The organism is Nostoc sp. (genome assembly GCF_036917155.1).
In the GTDB taxonomy this organism is placed as follows: domain Bacteria; phylum Cyanobacteriota; class Cyanobacteriia; order Cyanobacteriales; family Nostocaceae; genus Nostoc.
In genome coordinates this window covers 46,042-64,666 of record NZ_JBALDZ010000247.1, presented here as the reverse complement: position 1 = coordinate 64,666, position 18,625 = coordinate 46,042, and the positions used below count along the sequence as shown (strand labels likewise).

The following is an 18,625-nucleotide window of genomic DNA, read 5'->3' as shown; positions in this document are numbered from 1 at the left end:
TCATAACTCCACTGTTTCGACACTGACTTCTTCAACTGGCATCTCTTGGGTTGCCCAATCCATTACTTTGATGTAAGATGATATCCCCGCTACTGTGGGAGACTCAAACATCATCTGTATAGATAGGTTAAGCCCAAAAGCTGAGTTGATTTCTGACAAGACTTGGGTCGCTAGTAGGGAATGACCACCAAGCTCAAAGAAGTTGTCCTTAACACCAATGCGTTCAACTCCCAGGACTTTACTCCAGATTTGAGTTAATTGGGCTTCAATCGGTGTGCGAGGTAAAACAAAGCCAGTGGAAAGATTTCTCGTGGCCGTATCAGGTGTTGGTAGGGCACGACGATCTACCTTGCCATTGGGTGTCAAGGGCAGGGTATTGAGGAGAACAAAAGCTTGCGGCACCATATAATCGGGTAGCTTTTGTTGGATAAATTCGCGTACTAAGGGTACTAGCTTCTGGACTAACTTGCCGTGTAGGGGGTTGTTAGTGTAGTCAGTCCAGGGCTTGGTAGTGAGGGCTGAACTATCCCAAAAAGCTATTGCCCCTTGCGCGTTTGAACTATTGCGGCAGAACACGACATCATAGCAACCGTCTTGGCTACTCTCCCACCAACTGAGGTGGACAGTGTAGCCGAGTTGCTGCCCCAATTGGTAGAACTGCTCTGGATTGATCCCAACTGTTGGCTGTTGTGCTAGTAGTCCCCGCAGATGCGCGACTGTCTCCACATTCGGGGGATTTTCTAACCACTGACAAATTTCTAGTGCTTGCTGCACTCGTTGATTAGACACCCGCCTGATTCCCAACAGTTCTGGCTGTTGTGCGTGCAGTTGATTTTGAATTTGTGTCAACGAGAGCTTGTCTAGTTGCCAATTTAACCAAGGAACTACTCTGGTTTGGGCATCAGTACCCACATGGAGGCTAACATCATAGCGGAATTGGGTTAGCTCATTTAGGCTGTTACCGCGTTTGGGCTGAATCTCTACCCAAGCAATCTGAGGAAAGCGTGTCTGGAGGGCAATGAAGAAACCGGGATCGATGACCAATTCTTCTTCAATGGCTACACTCTGATGTACTTGCTGTTGCCATTGCTCAATAGTTCTGTCCGACTCTGCTTGGAACAACTGGACGGCTGCATGGTATGGTGACAACAGAGGCAAGCTGCGGACATCCCCCAGAAATAGCGTACCCCGATCGCCAATTGCCGCGATCGCTCCTTCTATAACTTGTAACAGATACTCAACGCTGGGGAAATACTGCACGACTGAGTTCAAAATTACAGTGTCGAATTCTGCTTCGGGAATACCTTCAAAGTTATCTGCAATTTGGTGCAGCAGTCGCACATCTTCTAGTCCTTCAACCGTGCTGCATACTTGCTCAACATGCTGTATGGCGGCGATAGAATAATCAGTTCCCCAATACTGTTGACAGTGCTTGGCGATGCGCGATAGCAGTAACCCTGTTCCACAACCAATTTCTAATACACGCTGGGGAAAGTTAGCTTGAATGCGGCTGACTGTATTTTCAACCCACTCCTCCATTTCCCAATCTGGGATGGCAAGCTTTGTATAACTACTGTTCCAACCGGCAATATTAAACGTCAGGTCTTCTGTAGATGCTTGGCTTTGGCTGTAGAGTTGTTCATAGAGCGTTAGCCAATCACTGACATACTCACTCTGCCATTGAGCAAACTGCTGGGGTAATGTTTGACTATGAAGCGCAGGCACTAAGTAAGCTACCAGGCTTGTACTGAGCGGCTTGCTCTGAGCGCAGTCGAAGGGAGCCGAAGTGCGTTGATCGCCAGGCGTGTCTTCTCTTACTACTACTACACTCTCTTGCACCAAGGGGTGTTGACTCAAAACGGTTTCAATTTCTCCCAGTTCGATGCGGAAACCGCGAATCTTTACCTGATTATCTATGCGAGCGAGAAATTCAATATTGCCATCACTCAAGTAACGTACTTTATCTCCAGTTTTGTAGAGGCGAACTCCAGGCTGGGAACTAAAGGGATTACGAATGAATTTCTCTTGTGTTAACTCACTGCGGTTGAGGTATTCTTTTGCCAGACCATCTCCCCCAATGTACAATTCTCCCGATACACCAACACTTACAGGCTGTAGTTGGGAATCTAACACATAGATTTGCGTGTTAGCAATTGGTCGCCCAATGGGAATATTTGTCACGTCTTCTCTTACTTCCGGCACTAAGTACCAGGAAGTAAATGTTGTATTCTCTGTTGGCCCATAAACGTGCAATAGCCGCTGCGGCGCACCATTTTTCAGTACTTCTTTCACCCATTTCGGATCGACCGCTTCGCCGCCAAATAGAAGATGCCGTAGTGAACTGAAAGCAGAGGGGACTTCTTGGGCAATTTGATTGAACAAAGCGGTTGTCAAGAATAATACGCTGATGCCTTGCGATCGCATAAAGGCGGCAAAATTTCTGGGCGAAAGTGCTAACTCTTTGCTTACCCCTACCAACCGCGCTCCGTTCAGTAACGCTCCCCAAATTTCAAAGGTAGCAGCATCGAAGGCGCAATTTGCAGCTTGAGCAATAACATCTGTTGTTTCTATGTTGATGTAGTTTGTGTTTATCACCAAGCGGTTCACGGCTCGGTGAGTCACAGCAACTCCTTTGGGTTGACCCGTTGAACCTGAAGTGTAGATGACATAAGCAAGATGATCCGATGTCACTTCGGCTGTGGGGTTTTGCTGACTTTGTTGGGCGATCACTGCTACATCCCTATCAAAGCAAACAAGACGCGCTTGGTGTTGCGGAATCCTATGGGCTAATTTCTCTGTTGTTAACAGCACCGATATCTGCGTATCTTCTATAATGAAACCTAAACGTTCTTTAGGATATTCCATATCCAAAGGGACATACGCCCCACCTGCCTTGAGAATTGCCAACAATCCGACAACCATAGATACAGAACGTTCCACACAAATACCCACTAGCACGCCTGGTTCTACACCCAGTTTTTGCAGATAATGTGCCAATTGATTTGTTCGTGTATCCAACTCCTGATAGGTGAGTTGTTGTTCTCCAAATACTACGGCGACTGCATCACGAGTCCGTGTGACTTGGGCTGCAAATAAATGATGGATACATTGGTCACTGGGATAATTGGTATGGGTATTATTCCACTCTACTAACAACTGCTGCTTTTCTTGTGCTGTCAGTAGAGGCAGTTGGTTGACTGGTTGTGCTGGATTGGTGACAATGGCTGCTAACAAATTCACATAATGTTGCATCATCCGAGCGATCGTCTCTGCATCGAATAAATCACTGCTGTATGCCACAACACCATCAATCCCCGATGCTGTTTCCCATAAGTGAACTTCTAGGTCAAACCGAACTGTTTCAAACCACCAAGGCAGGTCTTCGACTTTTAAACCAGGGAGATCCCAAGCAGAGGATGGAGCATTCTGAAGGGCAAACATTACCTGCACCAGTGAATTGCGATCTAGGTTCCGCTCTGGCTGCAACTCCTCGACTAACATCTCGAAGGGCAAATCCTGATGGTCGAATGCTTCTTGTGTCACCTGCCGCACCTGGCTTAGCAAAGATTCAAAGGTCGGTTGGGCAGATAAATCAAATCTTAGTACCAGGGTATTGACAAAAAAGCCAATTAACCCTTCGATTTCTTTGCGGTTGCGATTGGCGATCGGGGAACCCACCACCAGTTCAGTTTGTCCACTGTAGCGAGATAACAAGACCACAAAACCCGCCAGCAGCGTCATAAACATCGTGCTTCCAGATTCTTGGCTGATTTGTTTCAGTTGCTGCGTTAGCTTGCTATCTAGTTGAAATTGCTCTGTACCTCCTCGAAAAGTTTGTATGGCTGGGCGAGGGCGGTCTGTGGGGAGTTCTAATAGCGGTGGCGCTCCTGTTAACTGTTGCTTCCAGTAGCTTAACTGGCGCTCCAGGACTTTATCGGTTAGCCACTGGCGCTGCCACACGGCAAAGTCGGCATACTGTACGGGTAACTCTGGTAACACAACAGCACTACCCGTGGAAATGGCTCGATAATAGGCAGACAGCTCACGGATCAAAACGCCCATTGACCAACCATCAGCAGCAATGTGGTGAATCGCTAACAACATTACGTACTCTTGTTGAGCAATTTGCCAGATATTGACTCGTAGTACTGGGCCAGTGGACAGATTGAATGGTTTGTAGGATTTTTTGAGTGCTAGTTGCTCTACAAGTTTTTCGGGGTTAGGCTCATTTTGTAAATCCTCCACTGGTAAGGTGATAGTTATCTGGGGAGCGATCGCCTGTACTGGCAAGTTATCCTTGATTTCAAAGCGAGTCCGCAGAACTTCATGGCGTTGCATCAATTTCCCAAGCGCCTCTGACAAAGCTTTGACATTCAGATTTCCCACCAAACGCATTGCAAAAGGCATTGTGTAGGCACCACTTTCGCCTTCTAACTGGTGCATAAACCACAGACGTTCTTGCGCCCATGACAAAGGTATGTCTATATCTCTAGAAACTGGTACAATCTCTGGCACTATTAGACCTGTACCATTTTCTAGCTGACTGGAGATGACTTCACTTAACTGGGCAACTGTTGGTGATTCAAATAGACTTCGCAACGGCAACGAAATCCCAAAGGCTGACGGCAAACGAGATATTATCTGCGTTGCTAGTAGCGAATGTCCGCCCAGTTCAAAGAAATTATTGTGAATGCCTACTTGCTCTACTTTGAGAACTTCTGCCCAAATGAGTGCTAGTGTTTTTTCAATTGGGGTGCGTGGGGCGACAAATTTATCTAACAAATCTGGATCTAAGTCTGGCGCTGGTAAGGCACGGTGGTCTACCTTGCCGTTGGGTGTTAGGGGTAGGGATTCCAAAATCGCGATCGCATTTGGCACCATATACTCTGGCAGCTTTGCTTTCAGGAATTGTCGCAACTCGCTGATTGTGGGTACACAATCCTCTTGTGGCACGATGTAGGCGACTAAGCGTTGCTCCCCTGGGGTGTCTACTCTGGCTGTGACGATAACTGAATGAACTGATGGGTGTTGGCTCAGTGCCGCTTCTATCTCGCCTAATTCGATGCGGAAGCCCCGGACTTTTACCTGGTTGTCGATGCGTCCCAGGTATTCAATGTTGCCATCTGGTAAATAGCGTGCTAAGTCCCCAGTCTTATAAAGTCGGGAATGGGCTTCATTGCTAAAAGGATGGGAAATGAATTTCTCTTGTGTTAATTCCAGACGGTTGAGATAGCCTCGTGCCAATCCCGCACCACCAATGTGCAGTTCTCCTGGTACACCCACAGGTACGGGTTGCAAATTTTCGTCTAAGATGTAGACTTGCGTGTTAGCGATCGCTCGTCCAATGGAGATTTTCTCGTCTTCAACAGTGCATTTGGCAATTGTGGTACAGACACTAGCTTCCGTTGGACCGTAGGCATTGAAGAAGTTTCTGCCAGCAGACCATTTTTTTTTCAGTTCAACAGAACAAGCTTCTCCTGCGACAATCATTGTTTGCAGTGCTGGCAGTTCTTCAGTTGGCAGAACTGCCAGCGCCGATGGTGGTAAGGTTATATGGGTAATGCCACGATCGCGTAATTGCTCTATTAACGGCATACCAGGCATTAGAGAGTCTTTTGTTCCCAGGTAAAGTGTTGCCCCTGACCCCAAAGCCATCACCACTTCCGAGATAGAAGCATCAAAACTCAGAGAGGCAAACTGGAGAATGCGACTATCATAATCTACACCAAAAGTTTGAATTTGAGCTTGAGCTAAGTTGCAAAGTCCTCTATGCTCAACCATCACACCTTTCGGTCTACCTGTTGAGCCTGAAGTATAAATTAAATTAGCTAGATGAAAAGCTCTGACTTTACTCGTGGGGTTATCTTGATTGTTTTCGGCAATTTGTTCCCAGACTTCATCCAAACAGACAATTTTTGCTTGATGCTCAGGTAAACTTTCAGTAATATGCTGTTGAGTCAAAAGCAGCAAAACTTGAGCATCCTCAAGCATAAAGCTCAAGCGGTCTTGAGGATAGTCTGGGTCAAGTGGTACATATGCCCCACCTGCTTTGAGAATGCCCAATAGTCCCACCACCATTTCTAAAGAACGCTCAACACAAATACCTACCAATACATCTGGTTTTACACCTAAAGACTGCAAGTAATGTGCCAACTGGTTTGCACGACAGTTCAATTGGTGGTAAGTCAGTTGTTGATTTTCAAACACCACTGCCACCGCATCAGGTGTACCCTCAACTTGCTCCTCAAATAACTGATGAATACACTGATCACAAGGATAATCTGCTTGAGTATTGTTCCACTCAACTAACAACTGGTGTTGCTCAACTTGTGTAAGCATTGGCAATTGCGAAATCCGCTCTTTTGGGTTAGCAACAATACTTTCCAGCAATGTCACAAAATGACCCGCCATCCGCTCAATGGTACTGCCATCAAACAAGTCAGTGTTGTATTCCCACACACCCACCAGTTCCGCAGCAGTATTTTCCATTGCCAAGGTAAGATCAAACTTGGCAGTTGCGCTTTCTACTTCTAATGGAGTCACCACTAAGCCTGCCATCTGGATCTCGGGGGTTGGCACATTGAGTAACAACATCACCTGCACCAGAGGTGTATGACTCAAGGAACGGACAGGCTGCAATTCCCCTACTAGCTTCTCAAACGGTAGGTCTTGATGGGCAGATGCTAAAAGCGTCACTTCTCGGACTCTTGAAAGTATCTCCTTAAAACTTAGATTACCTGATATATCAGTCCGCAGAACGATTGTATTAACGAAGAATCCAATTAAACTTTCAATTTCGGAGCGATCGCGGTTAGCGTGCGCTGTGCCTACGCAAATATCAGTCTGTCCTGTATAACGATAAAGAAATATTTTAAATGCTGCCAAAAGCATCATGAATAGAGTTGCTTCTTGTTGCTGGCTGAAATTCATCAGCGCTTGTTTTAGTTCTTTTGAAACTACAAATCGTTGATGCCCCCCCCGAAAAGTTTGCACTGCTGGTCTTGGTCGGTCAGTTGGCAGTTCCAATAAAGCTGGCATACCTGAGAGCTGTTGCTTCCAATAAGCTAGTTGGGAGGGAAATACCTCTTTAAACAACCACTCCCGGTGCCAAACAGCAAAGTCTTTGTACTGAATGGGTAGAGATGGTAGCTTTGGAGATAAGCCATTACATTCAGCTGAGTAAATAGTTGCTAGTTCCTTGAGAATTATTCCATATGACCAACCGTCATAGAGAATGTGATGAATCGTTAGCAACAACACGTATTCTACTTCTGCCAGCTTAAATAAAGTAGCTCGGATTAAGGGAGAGCTAATAAGGTCAAAGGGTCGTTGGATTTCTACCGTTGCTAGTTGCTGATAAGTAATTTCTCTTTCACTTGGAGGTAGCTCTTGCAGGTCTACTACTGACACATTCAAGGTCAAGTTTTCAGCAATTACCTGAACTGCTTGCCCGTCAACAGTAGTGAAGTTAGTCCGTAAAGCTTCGTGACGTTGAATAATCTTATTGAGGCTTTTTTTTAAAGCGGCGATGTTCAGGGAACCCTTCAGTCGTAGAGCTGCTGGTTCGTTGTAGATGGGATTAGCTGGCTCCATCTGACTGAAGAACCACAATCGTTCCTGGGCAAAAGATAGAGGTAAGTTCTCAGTTTGTGAAACTTTTAGAAGAGGGATGTCAATATTAAGCGCGTTGCTCTGGTGTAGCAAAGCGACAAGCTCTCTTTTATGCAATGCTAGTAAAGCACGCAGATCTGGTGTAATTACTCCCTTTGGCGCATGAATACGTAACTGGTCACCCTCAGCCGACAGCTTGACACCCTGCTCAGTCAGTTCAGCTACTAATTGATTAAGCTTCATAGAATGATTTCCTCCATATCGTCGCTGAACTCAGTAGATGGAGATGTTGATGTGATTATCCCCGTCAAGGCTAATTGCGAAAGCATTAGCTCTGCCAGTTGAGAAATGCTTGCACCCTCCATGATTTTAATTACGGGCAAGTTTATCCCCATCTCGTTATTGATCCGATTCTTCAGATCGATTGCTATTAGAGAGTCAAATCCCAAATTGATTAGTGACTCTTGCATGTTCAGTTTAGCGGCAGACAATCCCACTACCCCAGCCACTTGTTCTTTAAGGCGAGATTCCAATAACTGTTGACGCTCTACTGGCGGACAAGACACGAGGGTGTTGTGGAGGAAATCTCTTCCTCTGTCTTGCGTAAGGACTTCTGACTGTCCGTGTAATTCCTGAATTTCTCTGCCCAAATCAATGAATAATGACTTCATTGTTAGTTGTCTTTTCAAAAAATTCGGCCAGTTGATGGCTAAAACCCCAACCTGTACAGGTGCTTCCCACAACAGCTGCTCCAGTACTTGCAATCCTTGTTCGGGGGCAAAGCTTTCTACTCCTTTGTGGCTCCATTGCTCGTTTAGCTGGCGTTTAGCTAACATTCCTACCTCGCCCCAAGCTCCCCAGTTGACACTCATGGCTGGTAGTCCTTGAGAGCGACGATAAAATGCTAAAGCATCTAGAAAGGCATTGGCTGCTACATAGTTAGCTTGACCAGCAGAACCCAGCAGGGCAGCAGCAGAAGAAAACAGCACAAAAAAGTCTAAAGGTTGGTTCTGGGTTAAGGTATGTAAATTCCACGCTCCTTGAACTTTCGGAGCCATTACTTGCTCAAAGCGCTGCCAATCAAGTTGAGTTAGTACACCGTCATCCAGAACGCCCGCAGCGTGTATAATCCCCCGCAGTGGTGGTGACGATTGCTCAAGGGAGGATAGCAGTCGTGTCAGTTGAAAAGCGTCGGATACATCAGCTTGGGCTACGACTACCTGCGCCCCAGATTGCTCTAGCTCCCTTAATTGACTTTTGATTTCTTCGCTTGGCTGGGAGCGCCCTACCAGTACTATGTGCCGTGCCCCACGTTCCACTATCCAGCGAGCCACTGTTAAACCCACACCTCCCAAGCCACCAGTAATCAAATAGCTGCTATCACCACGAACGCTGAAGTACTCTTGTGCCTTTCCTGGCTCCGGAAATGTAATAACAATCTTCCCAGTATGTTTTGCTTGCTGCATGTAGCGGAAAGCACTAATAACATCATGAACCGGGAATACTTTTAGCGGTATGGGTTTGAGCACACCCTTTTCAAACTGCTCGAAGAGTTGGCGCAGCATTTGCTGGATTTCGCTGGCTTGTTCCCCTGGGTCTATTTCCACCACAAAGTATGATATGTCAGATCGGAATTGGCAGACCTGTTCAGGAGTCCAGATATTCCTCTTAGCCAGTTCTAAAAAGCATCCTTTGTTGGCAAGAACTTCTAAATTCTTTTGAATAAATCCTTCTCCGGTCAAAGAGTTGAGTACAATGTCCACTCCCTGACCATTGGTATGTGCCATTATCTCCTCTGCAAAATCCAGCGTTCGGGAGTTCATCACGTGTTTCACTCCCAAAGACTTGAGAACCTGCCATTTGTTAGGGCTAGCTGTGCCAAAAACCTCAGCTCCGGCTTGAAGAGCTAGTTGCACAGCTGCTTGACCAACACCCCCAGCAGCGGCATGAATCAATACCCGATCTTTGGGAGAGATATTAGCAAGATGATGCAAACTCCAGTAAGCCGTTAGGAAAGCTGTCGGGATGCTTGCTGCTTCCTCAAAAGTAAGAGATGCAGGCTTAAGAACCACCTGCTTGGCGTTAACTGTAACATACTGACTAAAACTACCCTGCGCTAAAGCAACAACTGAATCTGCGATCTGAAAATCTTCTACACCAGCACCCAAAGCTACAACCTCGCCTGCACACTCCACACCTAGTGGAGGATCTCCGGGATATAAGCCCAGTGCGTTGAGAACATCTCTAAAATTTAGCCCTACAGTTCTTACTTGAATTTCTACTTCACCAGCACCCGGTTGACGGCGATTTGTCGGCACCAGTTGTAAATTATCCAATGTTCCTCGCTGAGAAATATCTAATCGGAACGGCTGGTTTGATGGAACATTTAATCGGGTTTGACTAACACTAATTTCGGTCTGATGATGGCGCACAAGTCTGGCTACATAACGAGCCTGGTCTCGAAAAACAACTTGGTTTTCTCCATCCCCTGACCAGATTTCTTCAAACAGGGTTTTCACCTCATCCTGCTTTGTTTCTGGGTCTAAATCGATAATCGTACAGTTAAGTTCGGGATGTTCCAGAGCGATCACTTTTCCCATGCCCCATAAGGGAGATTGAGCTAATCCCGGCACACCCGAAGCGGCTGTCACCGCTTGCGCTCCTCGAGTCACTAACCACAAGCAAGGAGGTTTGGCATAATGCTTAACTAACGCCTGGACTAAATGCAACGTACTACCACAGCCTTTAACAGATGCTATTTCCAAGTCGTCTGGCGTTAGGGCTTGGGGTGTATCTAAACTCCAGTTATTTACGACATAGTGTAAGTCAGGTACAGCCTCCAACAGCCGCCCAAAATCCTCTGGACTGGCTGGGTTTACCCTGAATTCTTGTGAGGCTATCTGTTCGTACTGCTTCCCTGGGAAAACTAGGGTACAAACCTCTCCTTGGGAGTGCAAGAGTACACCCAACTGTTGAGCAAGTCCTTGACTATCTGCCAAAATCAGCCAGTTTTTCGACTTGTCGCGAGGTGTTGAGGGCGCAGGTATAGAATCGAGTGAAAGATTTTGAGGTTCTTTAAGACGCCACTCTACCTGATAACGCCAATTCTTCCATGATTCTTGTGAGCTACCTAACAGTGCTTCGCGTGGAGCCTGCTTCAGTTGCAAACCTTCAAGGGTTGCAATTCGCTCTCCAGATGGGGTTAATAGGTGAAAATCGGCGCTGGCTGTTGGGTTTTCGGAGCCTTCTCCTTTCCGCCACTGAGCATGGCACCACAGGCTCTTGCCAGGATGACCCCAAACGAGCAGCCGGTCTAAGCCTACTGGTACATAAGTAACTTGTTGGCTTTCATCTGTAGAAATCGCTTCTAAAACCTGTAAGCAAGTATCTAACAACACTGGATGTAGCTGGTATTTTTCTGCTTCTGGGAGCAATTCTGACGGCACCTCTATCTTGCCTATAGCTTCTTGTTCATTCCGCCAAATTTGTTCTAGCCCCTGAAAGCTGGAACCATAATCCATCCCCTGCTGTTGAAACCGTCGATATAAGCTTTCGGGGAGAATCTCTTGGGTGCATCGCTGTTGTAAAGCAGTCAAATCTACCTGCTGTGCTAACGACTCTTTTTCGCTAATAAATAATTTGCCTGAGGCATGGAGCGTCCAAGATGTTTTTCCATTAATTTCATCTGCTGCGGATGCTAAACTATATATTTCAAAGGAATAAATACTAGATTCCTTGGGGATCAAAATTAATTGGATAGTTTTGACTTCATCCTTTGGTAGCATCAGCGCCTTAGCTATGACCACATCCTGCAAATAAAGATTCTTGGCCTTTGCAACAATAGCCCCAGCTGCCAAAACCATTTCTAAGTAAGCGGTTCCTGGCAAAATCGCTGTCTCATAGATGCGATGATGTTTGACCCAAGCTGGGAAATTCTGGCTAATTTGTGATTGAAACCGAATCTCGGCTGTTCCTGGTAAGTTTAACTGTTGACCCAGCAGGGGATTCTGGCTCTGGCTACTTACACTTTTGAACTGGGTAGGGGCTGTAAGTTTGTTTTCAAAAGCAGTCGCCTCTATCCAATAGCGCTGTCGCTGCCAAGGATAGGTGGGTAATTGCAGGCGATGACGAACATAGTCCTGATCAAAGCCCACCCAGTTTACTGCGATTCCGCGCACATATAGTTGTGTCAGACTACTGAGTAGCTGCTGCCAATCCTCTTGTCCTGGACGCAAAGAAGGCAACCACAGTTGGTTGTTTTCTCTCAGGCAGGCCCGACCCATTCCCAACAAAGTGGGTTTTGGTCCGAGTTCTACGAACAACTCTACCCCCTGCTGCTGTAGGGTTTCCATACTGGCAGCAAATTTTACTGGTTCTCTCAGATGACGACACCAATACAAAGGAGTGGCAATTTCTGAAGTTGCCAACTCCCCTGTGAGATTGGAAATCAGTTTCCCTTGGGGTGCAGTAAATTTTACTTGTCGAGCCACTTGCTCAAATTCTGACACCATCGGCTCAATCAGTGGGGAATGGAAAGCATGGGAGACGTTTAATTTCTTGGTCTTGACTCCAGCCGCTTCCAAGGAGGCGCAGAGGGTGTTAATTGCCTCGCAACCACCGGAAATTACTAAGCTTTGAGGCCCATTAATGGCAGCAATTGATACTTCCTCGGCATAGGGTTGAATGGCAGCTAGAGCCTGCGCTTCATCAGTTAATAGCGCTACCATCTCCCCACCAGGGGGTAGGGCTTGCATTAAACGTCCCCGTGCAGCGATTAATTTCAAGCCATCTTCTAAGCTGAACACTCCAGCTACAGTCGCAGCTACATATTCCCCGACACTGTGACCCATTACCACATCAGGTTCTATGCCCCAGGATTTCCACAACTTAAACAGAGCATATTCCAGGGCAAATAAGGCGGGTTGGGTATAGGCTGTTGAGTCGATAAGAGATTTGGCTTGGGGGAGATTCTCCTGTTCTGGAGAGGGATAAAGTACTTCCAGTAAAGGTTTATCTAGATAAGGACGCAAAATTTGAGCGCAATCGTCGAAAGCAGCGCGAAAGGTGGGTTGCGTGTTGTAGAGTTGCCTTCCCATGCCTACATACTGCGACCCCTGACCTGTGAACAGGAAGGCGATACGCTCTTTTTGAACTGTTGGCGTGATTGTTCCAAGGGCACCAACTGAAAAGGTGGAGTTTTCCGAGTTTGTTGGATGATTCGATGCAGGAGTAGTCTGTTGTCTAAAAGCCCGCAGTTGAGATTCCAATTGCTCAGTAGAGAAAGCTGTGACTGCAAAACGATTGTTAAAGTGCTTGCGACCTGTGTTAGCCGTAAAACAAATATCTGCAACAGAGGCATCTGGATGGAACTTCAAATAAACTTCATAACGCTGTAACAATTCCTCCAAAGCTTCTGCTGTCTTTGCCGATAGGGTCAAAATATGCAGTGGACGATCGTTTGACTCTTGGTTTTTGGTTAGCTGGGGAGCTTCTTCCAAAACTAGATGACAATTTGTCCCCCCCATCCCAAAAGAACTAACTCCAGCACGTCTTGGAGTCCCATTAACTTTCCATTCAGAGAGTGTTGTATTAACGTAAAAGGGGCTGTCGGCAAAATCAATACTAGGATTAGGTTGTTGAAAGTGCAAGCTGGGTGGTATGGCTTTATGCTTGAGTGCCAAAACTGTTTTAATTAAACCAGCGATCCCGGCTGCTTCAGCTATATGTCCGATATTGGTTTTAACTGAGCCAATTGCACAAAAACTGTTTTTCTCGGTACTCTGGCGAAAGGCTTTACTTAGGGCTGCAATTTCAATTGGGTCTCCTAGACTGGTACCAGTTCCGTGAGATTCTACATAAGTAATGGTACTAGGATCTATTTGGGCGATCGCTAGTGCCTCTGAGATTACAGCAGCTTGACCTTCTACACTTGGAGCCGTATAGCCAACTTTCTGAGCACCATCGTTATTAATGGCCGATCCTTTGATCACAGCCTGGATGCAGTCTCCATCGGCAATGGCTTGATCTAGCAACTTCAAGACAACAACTCCCGCTCCGTTGCCGAATACAGTTCCACTGGCTTTTGCATCAAAAGCTCGACAGTGCCCGTCGGCAGACCAAATCATATCATCTTGGTACAGATAACCTACTTTTTGAGGAACCTGAATGGCAACGGCTCCCGCTATTGCCATATCACATTCACCAGTCAGTAAACTCTGGATTGCCAGATGAACAGCTACGAGTGAAGTTGAACAAGCCGTTTGAATATTAACACTCGGTCCGGTTAAATTTAGCTTGTAAGAAACTCGCGTCGGCAGGCATTCCTGTCCATTGCCATATCTCACATGTAGTAAAAAGCTGGTTGTTGGTAAGTAAGTGCGAACCGGGGAAAAGTCCGAGTTGGAATGAACGTTGTTAATCACATAGCTGTTCATTCCCGAACCCGCATAAACACCTATCAACCCTTGATAATTTTCTGGATTGTAGCCAGCACTCTCAAAAGCTTCCCAGGCACATTCCAAGAAAACCCGCTGTTGCGGGTCCATGATTTTGGCTTCTTTAGTGCTGTAGCCGAAAAACGAAGCATCGAACAGATCAATATCTGGCAAAGTTGCGGCTGCTTTGACATAGTTAGGATTAGAGAGCCAAGTAGGCTCATCTAGCTCCGATTCTGCATTAGAAAAAAATGAAATAGATTCGACTCCCGCAACCAGATTCTGCCAAAATGCCTCAACATCCTTTGCTCCTGGAAAGCGGCATGTCATGCCGATAATCGCTATATCTGATTCTTTGATATTAATAGTCATAGTTTTTTGCTACTACGGTGGTTTTGCCTGTGTTGCCTTTGTTGATTTAGTGAAGACTGACGACTAGATCTACTACTGAGATTGCGATCGCTAACGACTGAGGATTCTGTGTTAGTCTGGCTTAAGTGTTGAGCTAAAGCCCATATAGTCGGATATTGAAACAACTCCACAGTTGATAGTTCTCTTCCTAAAATTTCAGTTAATTTGCTACAGCTTTGGAGCAGAAGTAGAGAATTACCACCTAAGTCAAAAAAGTTATCATTGATTCCCACAATGTCCAATTGCAGAACTTCTTGCCAAACCTGAGCAATGATTTGCTCTGCATCGGATTGGGGTAGGACTAGATCAATTGCTAACTCAGGTCTAGAACTTTCTGGAATCGGTAGAGCGCAACGATCTAGCTTGCCATTGGGGGTTAAGGGTAGGCTCTCCAACAGCACATAGGCGCTGGGCAACATGTAATCGGGCAGACGAGTACTTAAATAATTCCGCAGTTGTGGCACCAACTGACTGCTTAAGGTTGGCTGTAGAGGATTGTTAGCATAAGAATGCCAAGGGCGCAAGCTGTTCGTTTGCTTCGTAAAGGGAGTTAGCACTCTTACAGGGGCTGAATCTGAAGTTTGGCGGCGCACAAACACTACATCGTAATAGCCTGAGGTATCAAAATCTGACCAACTCAGAACCGCCGAATAAGTCAGAGCGTCAGCCAAGGCCCATAAGTCTTCAGGTTCCACACCAGTCTCTGGGGGAATAGCTTTCAGAACTTCGCGTAACGCGCCCACCGTCTGGACTTGTTCAGGTTTTTTGAGCAATTCTGCGATTTTGAGGTCTTTTGCCAGTCGTGCATTCGGTACTCGTGTAATTCCAAGCCTTTCAGGTTTTGACTCTACAAGCAATTGCCGAACAGCAGACAACGTTAGCTGTTCTTTGTACCAGTCAACCCAAGGAAAGTCTTGGGGGGAATCGGTCTGGACTCCTACAGATAGTATCGCGTTGTAGCGGAACTTGGTGAGTTCGTTGTGGTGATGACCTCTCTGAAGCTGGATTTCTACATGGGTGATTTCTGGGAAGCGTTGCTGAATAGCCGTGAAAAAGGCTGGGTCAATGACTAGTTGATTTTCCTGCAATAGTTGCCTTTGTACGCGCTGCTGCAATTGTGCCATAGATAGCGAATCAGGAGCTTGATGCACCTCGATAGAGGCGTGGAAAGTCTCCAGCAATGGCAGGCTGCGTACATCTCCCACAAAAATAAAGCCTCCAGGCGCAACGACATTCACCGCACCTTTTAGGACACGCAACAGATAGTCAATATTAGGAAAGTATTCTAGTACTGAGTTGAGGATCACAGCGTCAAACGCTTGTCTATCTACACCCTCAAAGTCGTCTGCCATTCGCTGCCCTAGACTCACTTGGGGCAGTTTTTGCTCGGGCTTGGTTAACTGTTCCTCAATGTAATTTAGGGCCACTTTCGAGAAGTCTGTTCCTAAATAATGGTTACAGTGGGGAGCGATTTGGAACAACAGTAAACCTGTCCCACACCCAATTTCTAGTACCCGGCCCGGTTGCCGAGTTAGAATTGCCTGAACCTTGTCGTTGACCCACTCCCGCATTTGTTCAACGGGAATAAGCTGACGGGTATAGCTGCTTTTCCAGCCAGCTATATTGAACGTCGGGTCTGGTGCTACATCAGTCTTGTTATAAGTTTCGTTTGAGATCATCTGCCATTGCAACACCTGTTCGGCATACAAGTCCGTCTTCAGTGACTCCTCCTCTGAAGCCTCCGTGCTGACGCTACCCTCAGAAAACAATTTTTGATAAAAAGCTGTTTTTTTGAAGATTTTTTTATAGTGAAATGATTCCCAATCAAATGCGATCGCTACTCCATTCTTTCTGATTAGACTGCCCTTAACGCGGTAGTCTAAGTTAAGCTTGTTTTCACAGAAAGTACCACTAATAACTGCTTCGATACTGTCCCCTTCAAAAACTTCAATCCCTGGATAAAATACAGGAAAATAAACAGGCAACCAACAATATTCGTACTCTAGAATGTCGATAACTTCACCTTTGATGGTCTGCAAAGTTAGCCAGACTAAAAAGCCATCTATTTTTGCACTCTTACTAAAAGAAAAAGTTACTTTACGGTCATATTCTGATTCAAGCCTCTGAGTAAAGTTTAAATCTTCAAATGTTTCGATATTAGATATAACATTTGATTTGGGAAAGTTTTTCACGCTCAATCTCAAATCAAACTTATAGCCAACTTGTTCAAATATTTTCTCGGTGTAATACCCAGATAGTTGATTAAAACTCGGATTTGTTAATAATTTTTCAGGTAGGCAAACAGCAGCAATTTTAGTGATGCTTTTTTCAGGAATCATTATTCCATCTTCTTTGAGGAACCTGTGGGCATCATTAATAATATAAGCAGCACCTTCAGATCCACCAATAGCTCCTACTATTTCAGAAACGCAGACATCAACTTTTTGCGGTAGTTCTACCTGAGTAGAATTCCCGTGAATTAAAATTATTTTTTCTGACAAACCCAGTCTTTCAATGCAAGCTGCTGCTTGCTTGTAAGATTCATCTAAAATCTCGATTGCATATACCTTTTTTGCACCTGCTTCTACACAAAACCTAGCTAAAATTGCATCTTTTCCCGTACCAATGTCTAGAACTATTTTATCTTTGACCGATTGGTTTATAGCTACCTTATAACTATTATTTCTTCGTTCATCATGCGTCATCGCATAGTACAAGAGTTCGTCGTAGATAAAATACTCTGCTATTGACGGCCATAGTTCTACTTGCTTGCTTTCAGCAAATACGTGCTTGGGCTTGGGAACCACGTAGGCTACTAGGCGCTTCTGTCCAGGTACGTCTTCCCGGTCTACGACCACAGCTGTCTGGATATCGGGGTGTTGACCTAGCACTGCCTCGATTTCGCCCATTTCGATGCGGAAGCCGCGAAGCTTTACCTGTCGGTCAATACGTCCAAGAAACTCAATGTTGCCGTCGGGCAGATAGCGGCCTAAATCGCCAGTCTTGTAAAGGCGATGTGCGCTGCCACGCTCCGCTTCGCTAACTCCTAGTTTTTCGCTCAAAGGGTTGAAAACAAATCGCTCGGCAGTGAGTTCGGGGCGGTTGAGGTAGCCCCGCGCTAAACCAATACCGCCAATGTAAATCTCACCCGGAACCCCATTAGGAACGGGTTGCATCTGCTCGTCGAGCAGATAAACCTGAGTGTTAGCGAGCGGCCGCCCGATCGGCATCTTAGTATCGCCACTATACTCGGCAACGGTGGCGCAAACTGTGGATTCCGTCGGTCCGTAAGCGTTGAAGAAGCGACGGACTGTAGCCCATCTCGCCACAATATCTGGGGAGCAAGCTTCTCCCGCGACAATTATTGTCTGTAAGGCAGGAAGCTCTAAAACGGGCAGAACCGCCAGTACTGATGGCGGCAAGGTAACAGTCGTGATGGCACTCTCGCGTAGCACCTTCAGCAATGGGGTTCCTGGCATCAGGGAGTTTTTCGCTGCCAAGACTAGCGTTGCTCCCGCCGTTAGAGCCATGAAGATTTCCGAAACCGAGGCATCGAAGCTCACAGAGGCGAACTGGAGGACGCGGTTGGATGGCTGCACGTCAAATATCTCCTGTTGTGCGCGAGCTAAGTTGCATAGCCCCCGGTGAGCTACCATAACGCCCTTGGGCTTGCCTGTGGAGCCTGAAGTGTAGATGATATAGGCTAGGTTATCGGGTTTTACACCACTACTGGGTTTCTCCCCGCTCTGTTGCGAAATCTCTTGCTCTTGTCTGTCCAAGCAGATAACGTATGCTTGGTGTTTAGGAAGAGACTCGACTAATCGCTCTTGAGTAAGCAGTACCTTAGTTTGCGTGTCTTCTAGTATGAAAGCCAGTCGCTCACTAGGATAGGCAGGGTCAAGCGGCACATAGGCTCCACCAGCCTTAAGAATGCCCAACAGCCCAGCCATCATTTCCACAGAGCGCTCCATATAAATGCTGACTAATACTTCTGGACCAACATCTAATACCTGTAAGTAGCGTGCTATTTTGTTCGCGCGATTATTCAACTGGCGGTAAGTAAGTTGTTCGCGTCCAAACACTACTGCTATATTGTCAGGGGTCTGTTCTACTTGAGCTTCAAATAGCTGATGAATACACTTATTCATCTGTTGAGTTAGGTCGATTTT

Annotated in this window: 1 protein-coding gene and 2 pseudogenes; all 3 read right to left on the bottom strand. The window is 46.2% G+C overall.

The features are described 5' to 3' along the window. A pseudogene (locus tag V7K67_RS33410) lies at window positions 1-7,866 on the bottom strand (amino acid adenylation domain-containing protein); the annotation flags it as partial. After that, entirely contained in the window at window positions 7,851-14,417 is a 6,567-nt protein-coding gene (locus V7K67_RS33405; RefSeq protein WP_334731280.1) for a type I polyketide synthase, read from the bottom strand. The gene V7K67_RS33405 and the pseudogene V7K67_RS33410, both read right to left, overlap by 16 nt. Next, window positions 14,414-18,601: pseudogene (locus V7K67_RS33400) on the bottom strand (amino acid adenylation domain-containing protein); the annotation flags it as partial. The gene V7K67_RS33405 and the pseudogene V7K67_RS33400, both read right to left, overlap by 4 nt. Window positions 18,602-18,625: the final 24 nt, after the last annotated feature.

What these genes read in the sequence shown, in the direction of transcription:
- V7K67_RS33405 (WP_334731280.1), bottom strand. Translation starts at nt 14,417, where the DNA reads ATGACTATTAATATCAAAGAATCAGATATAGCGATTATCGGCATGACA.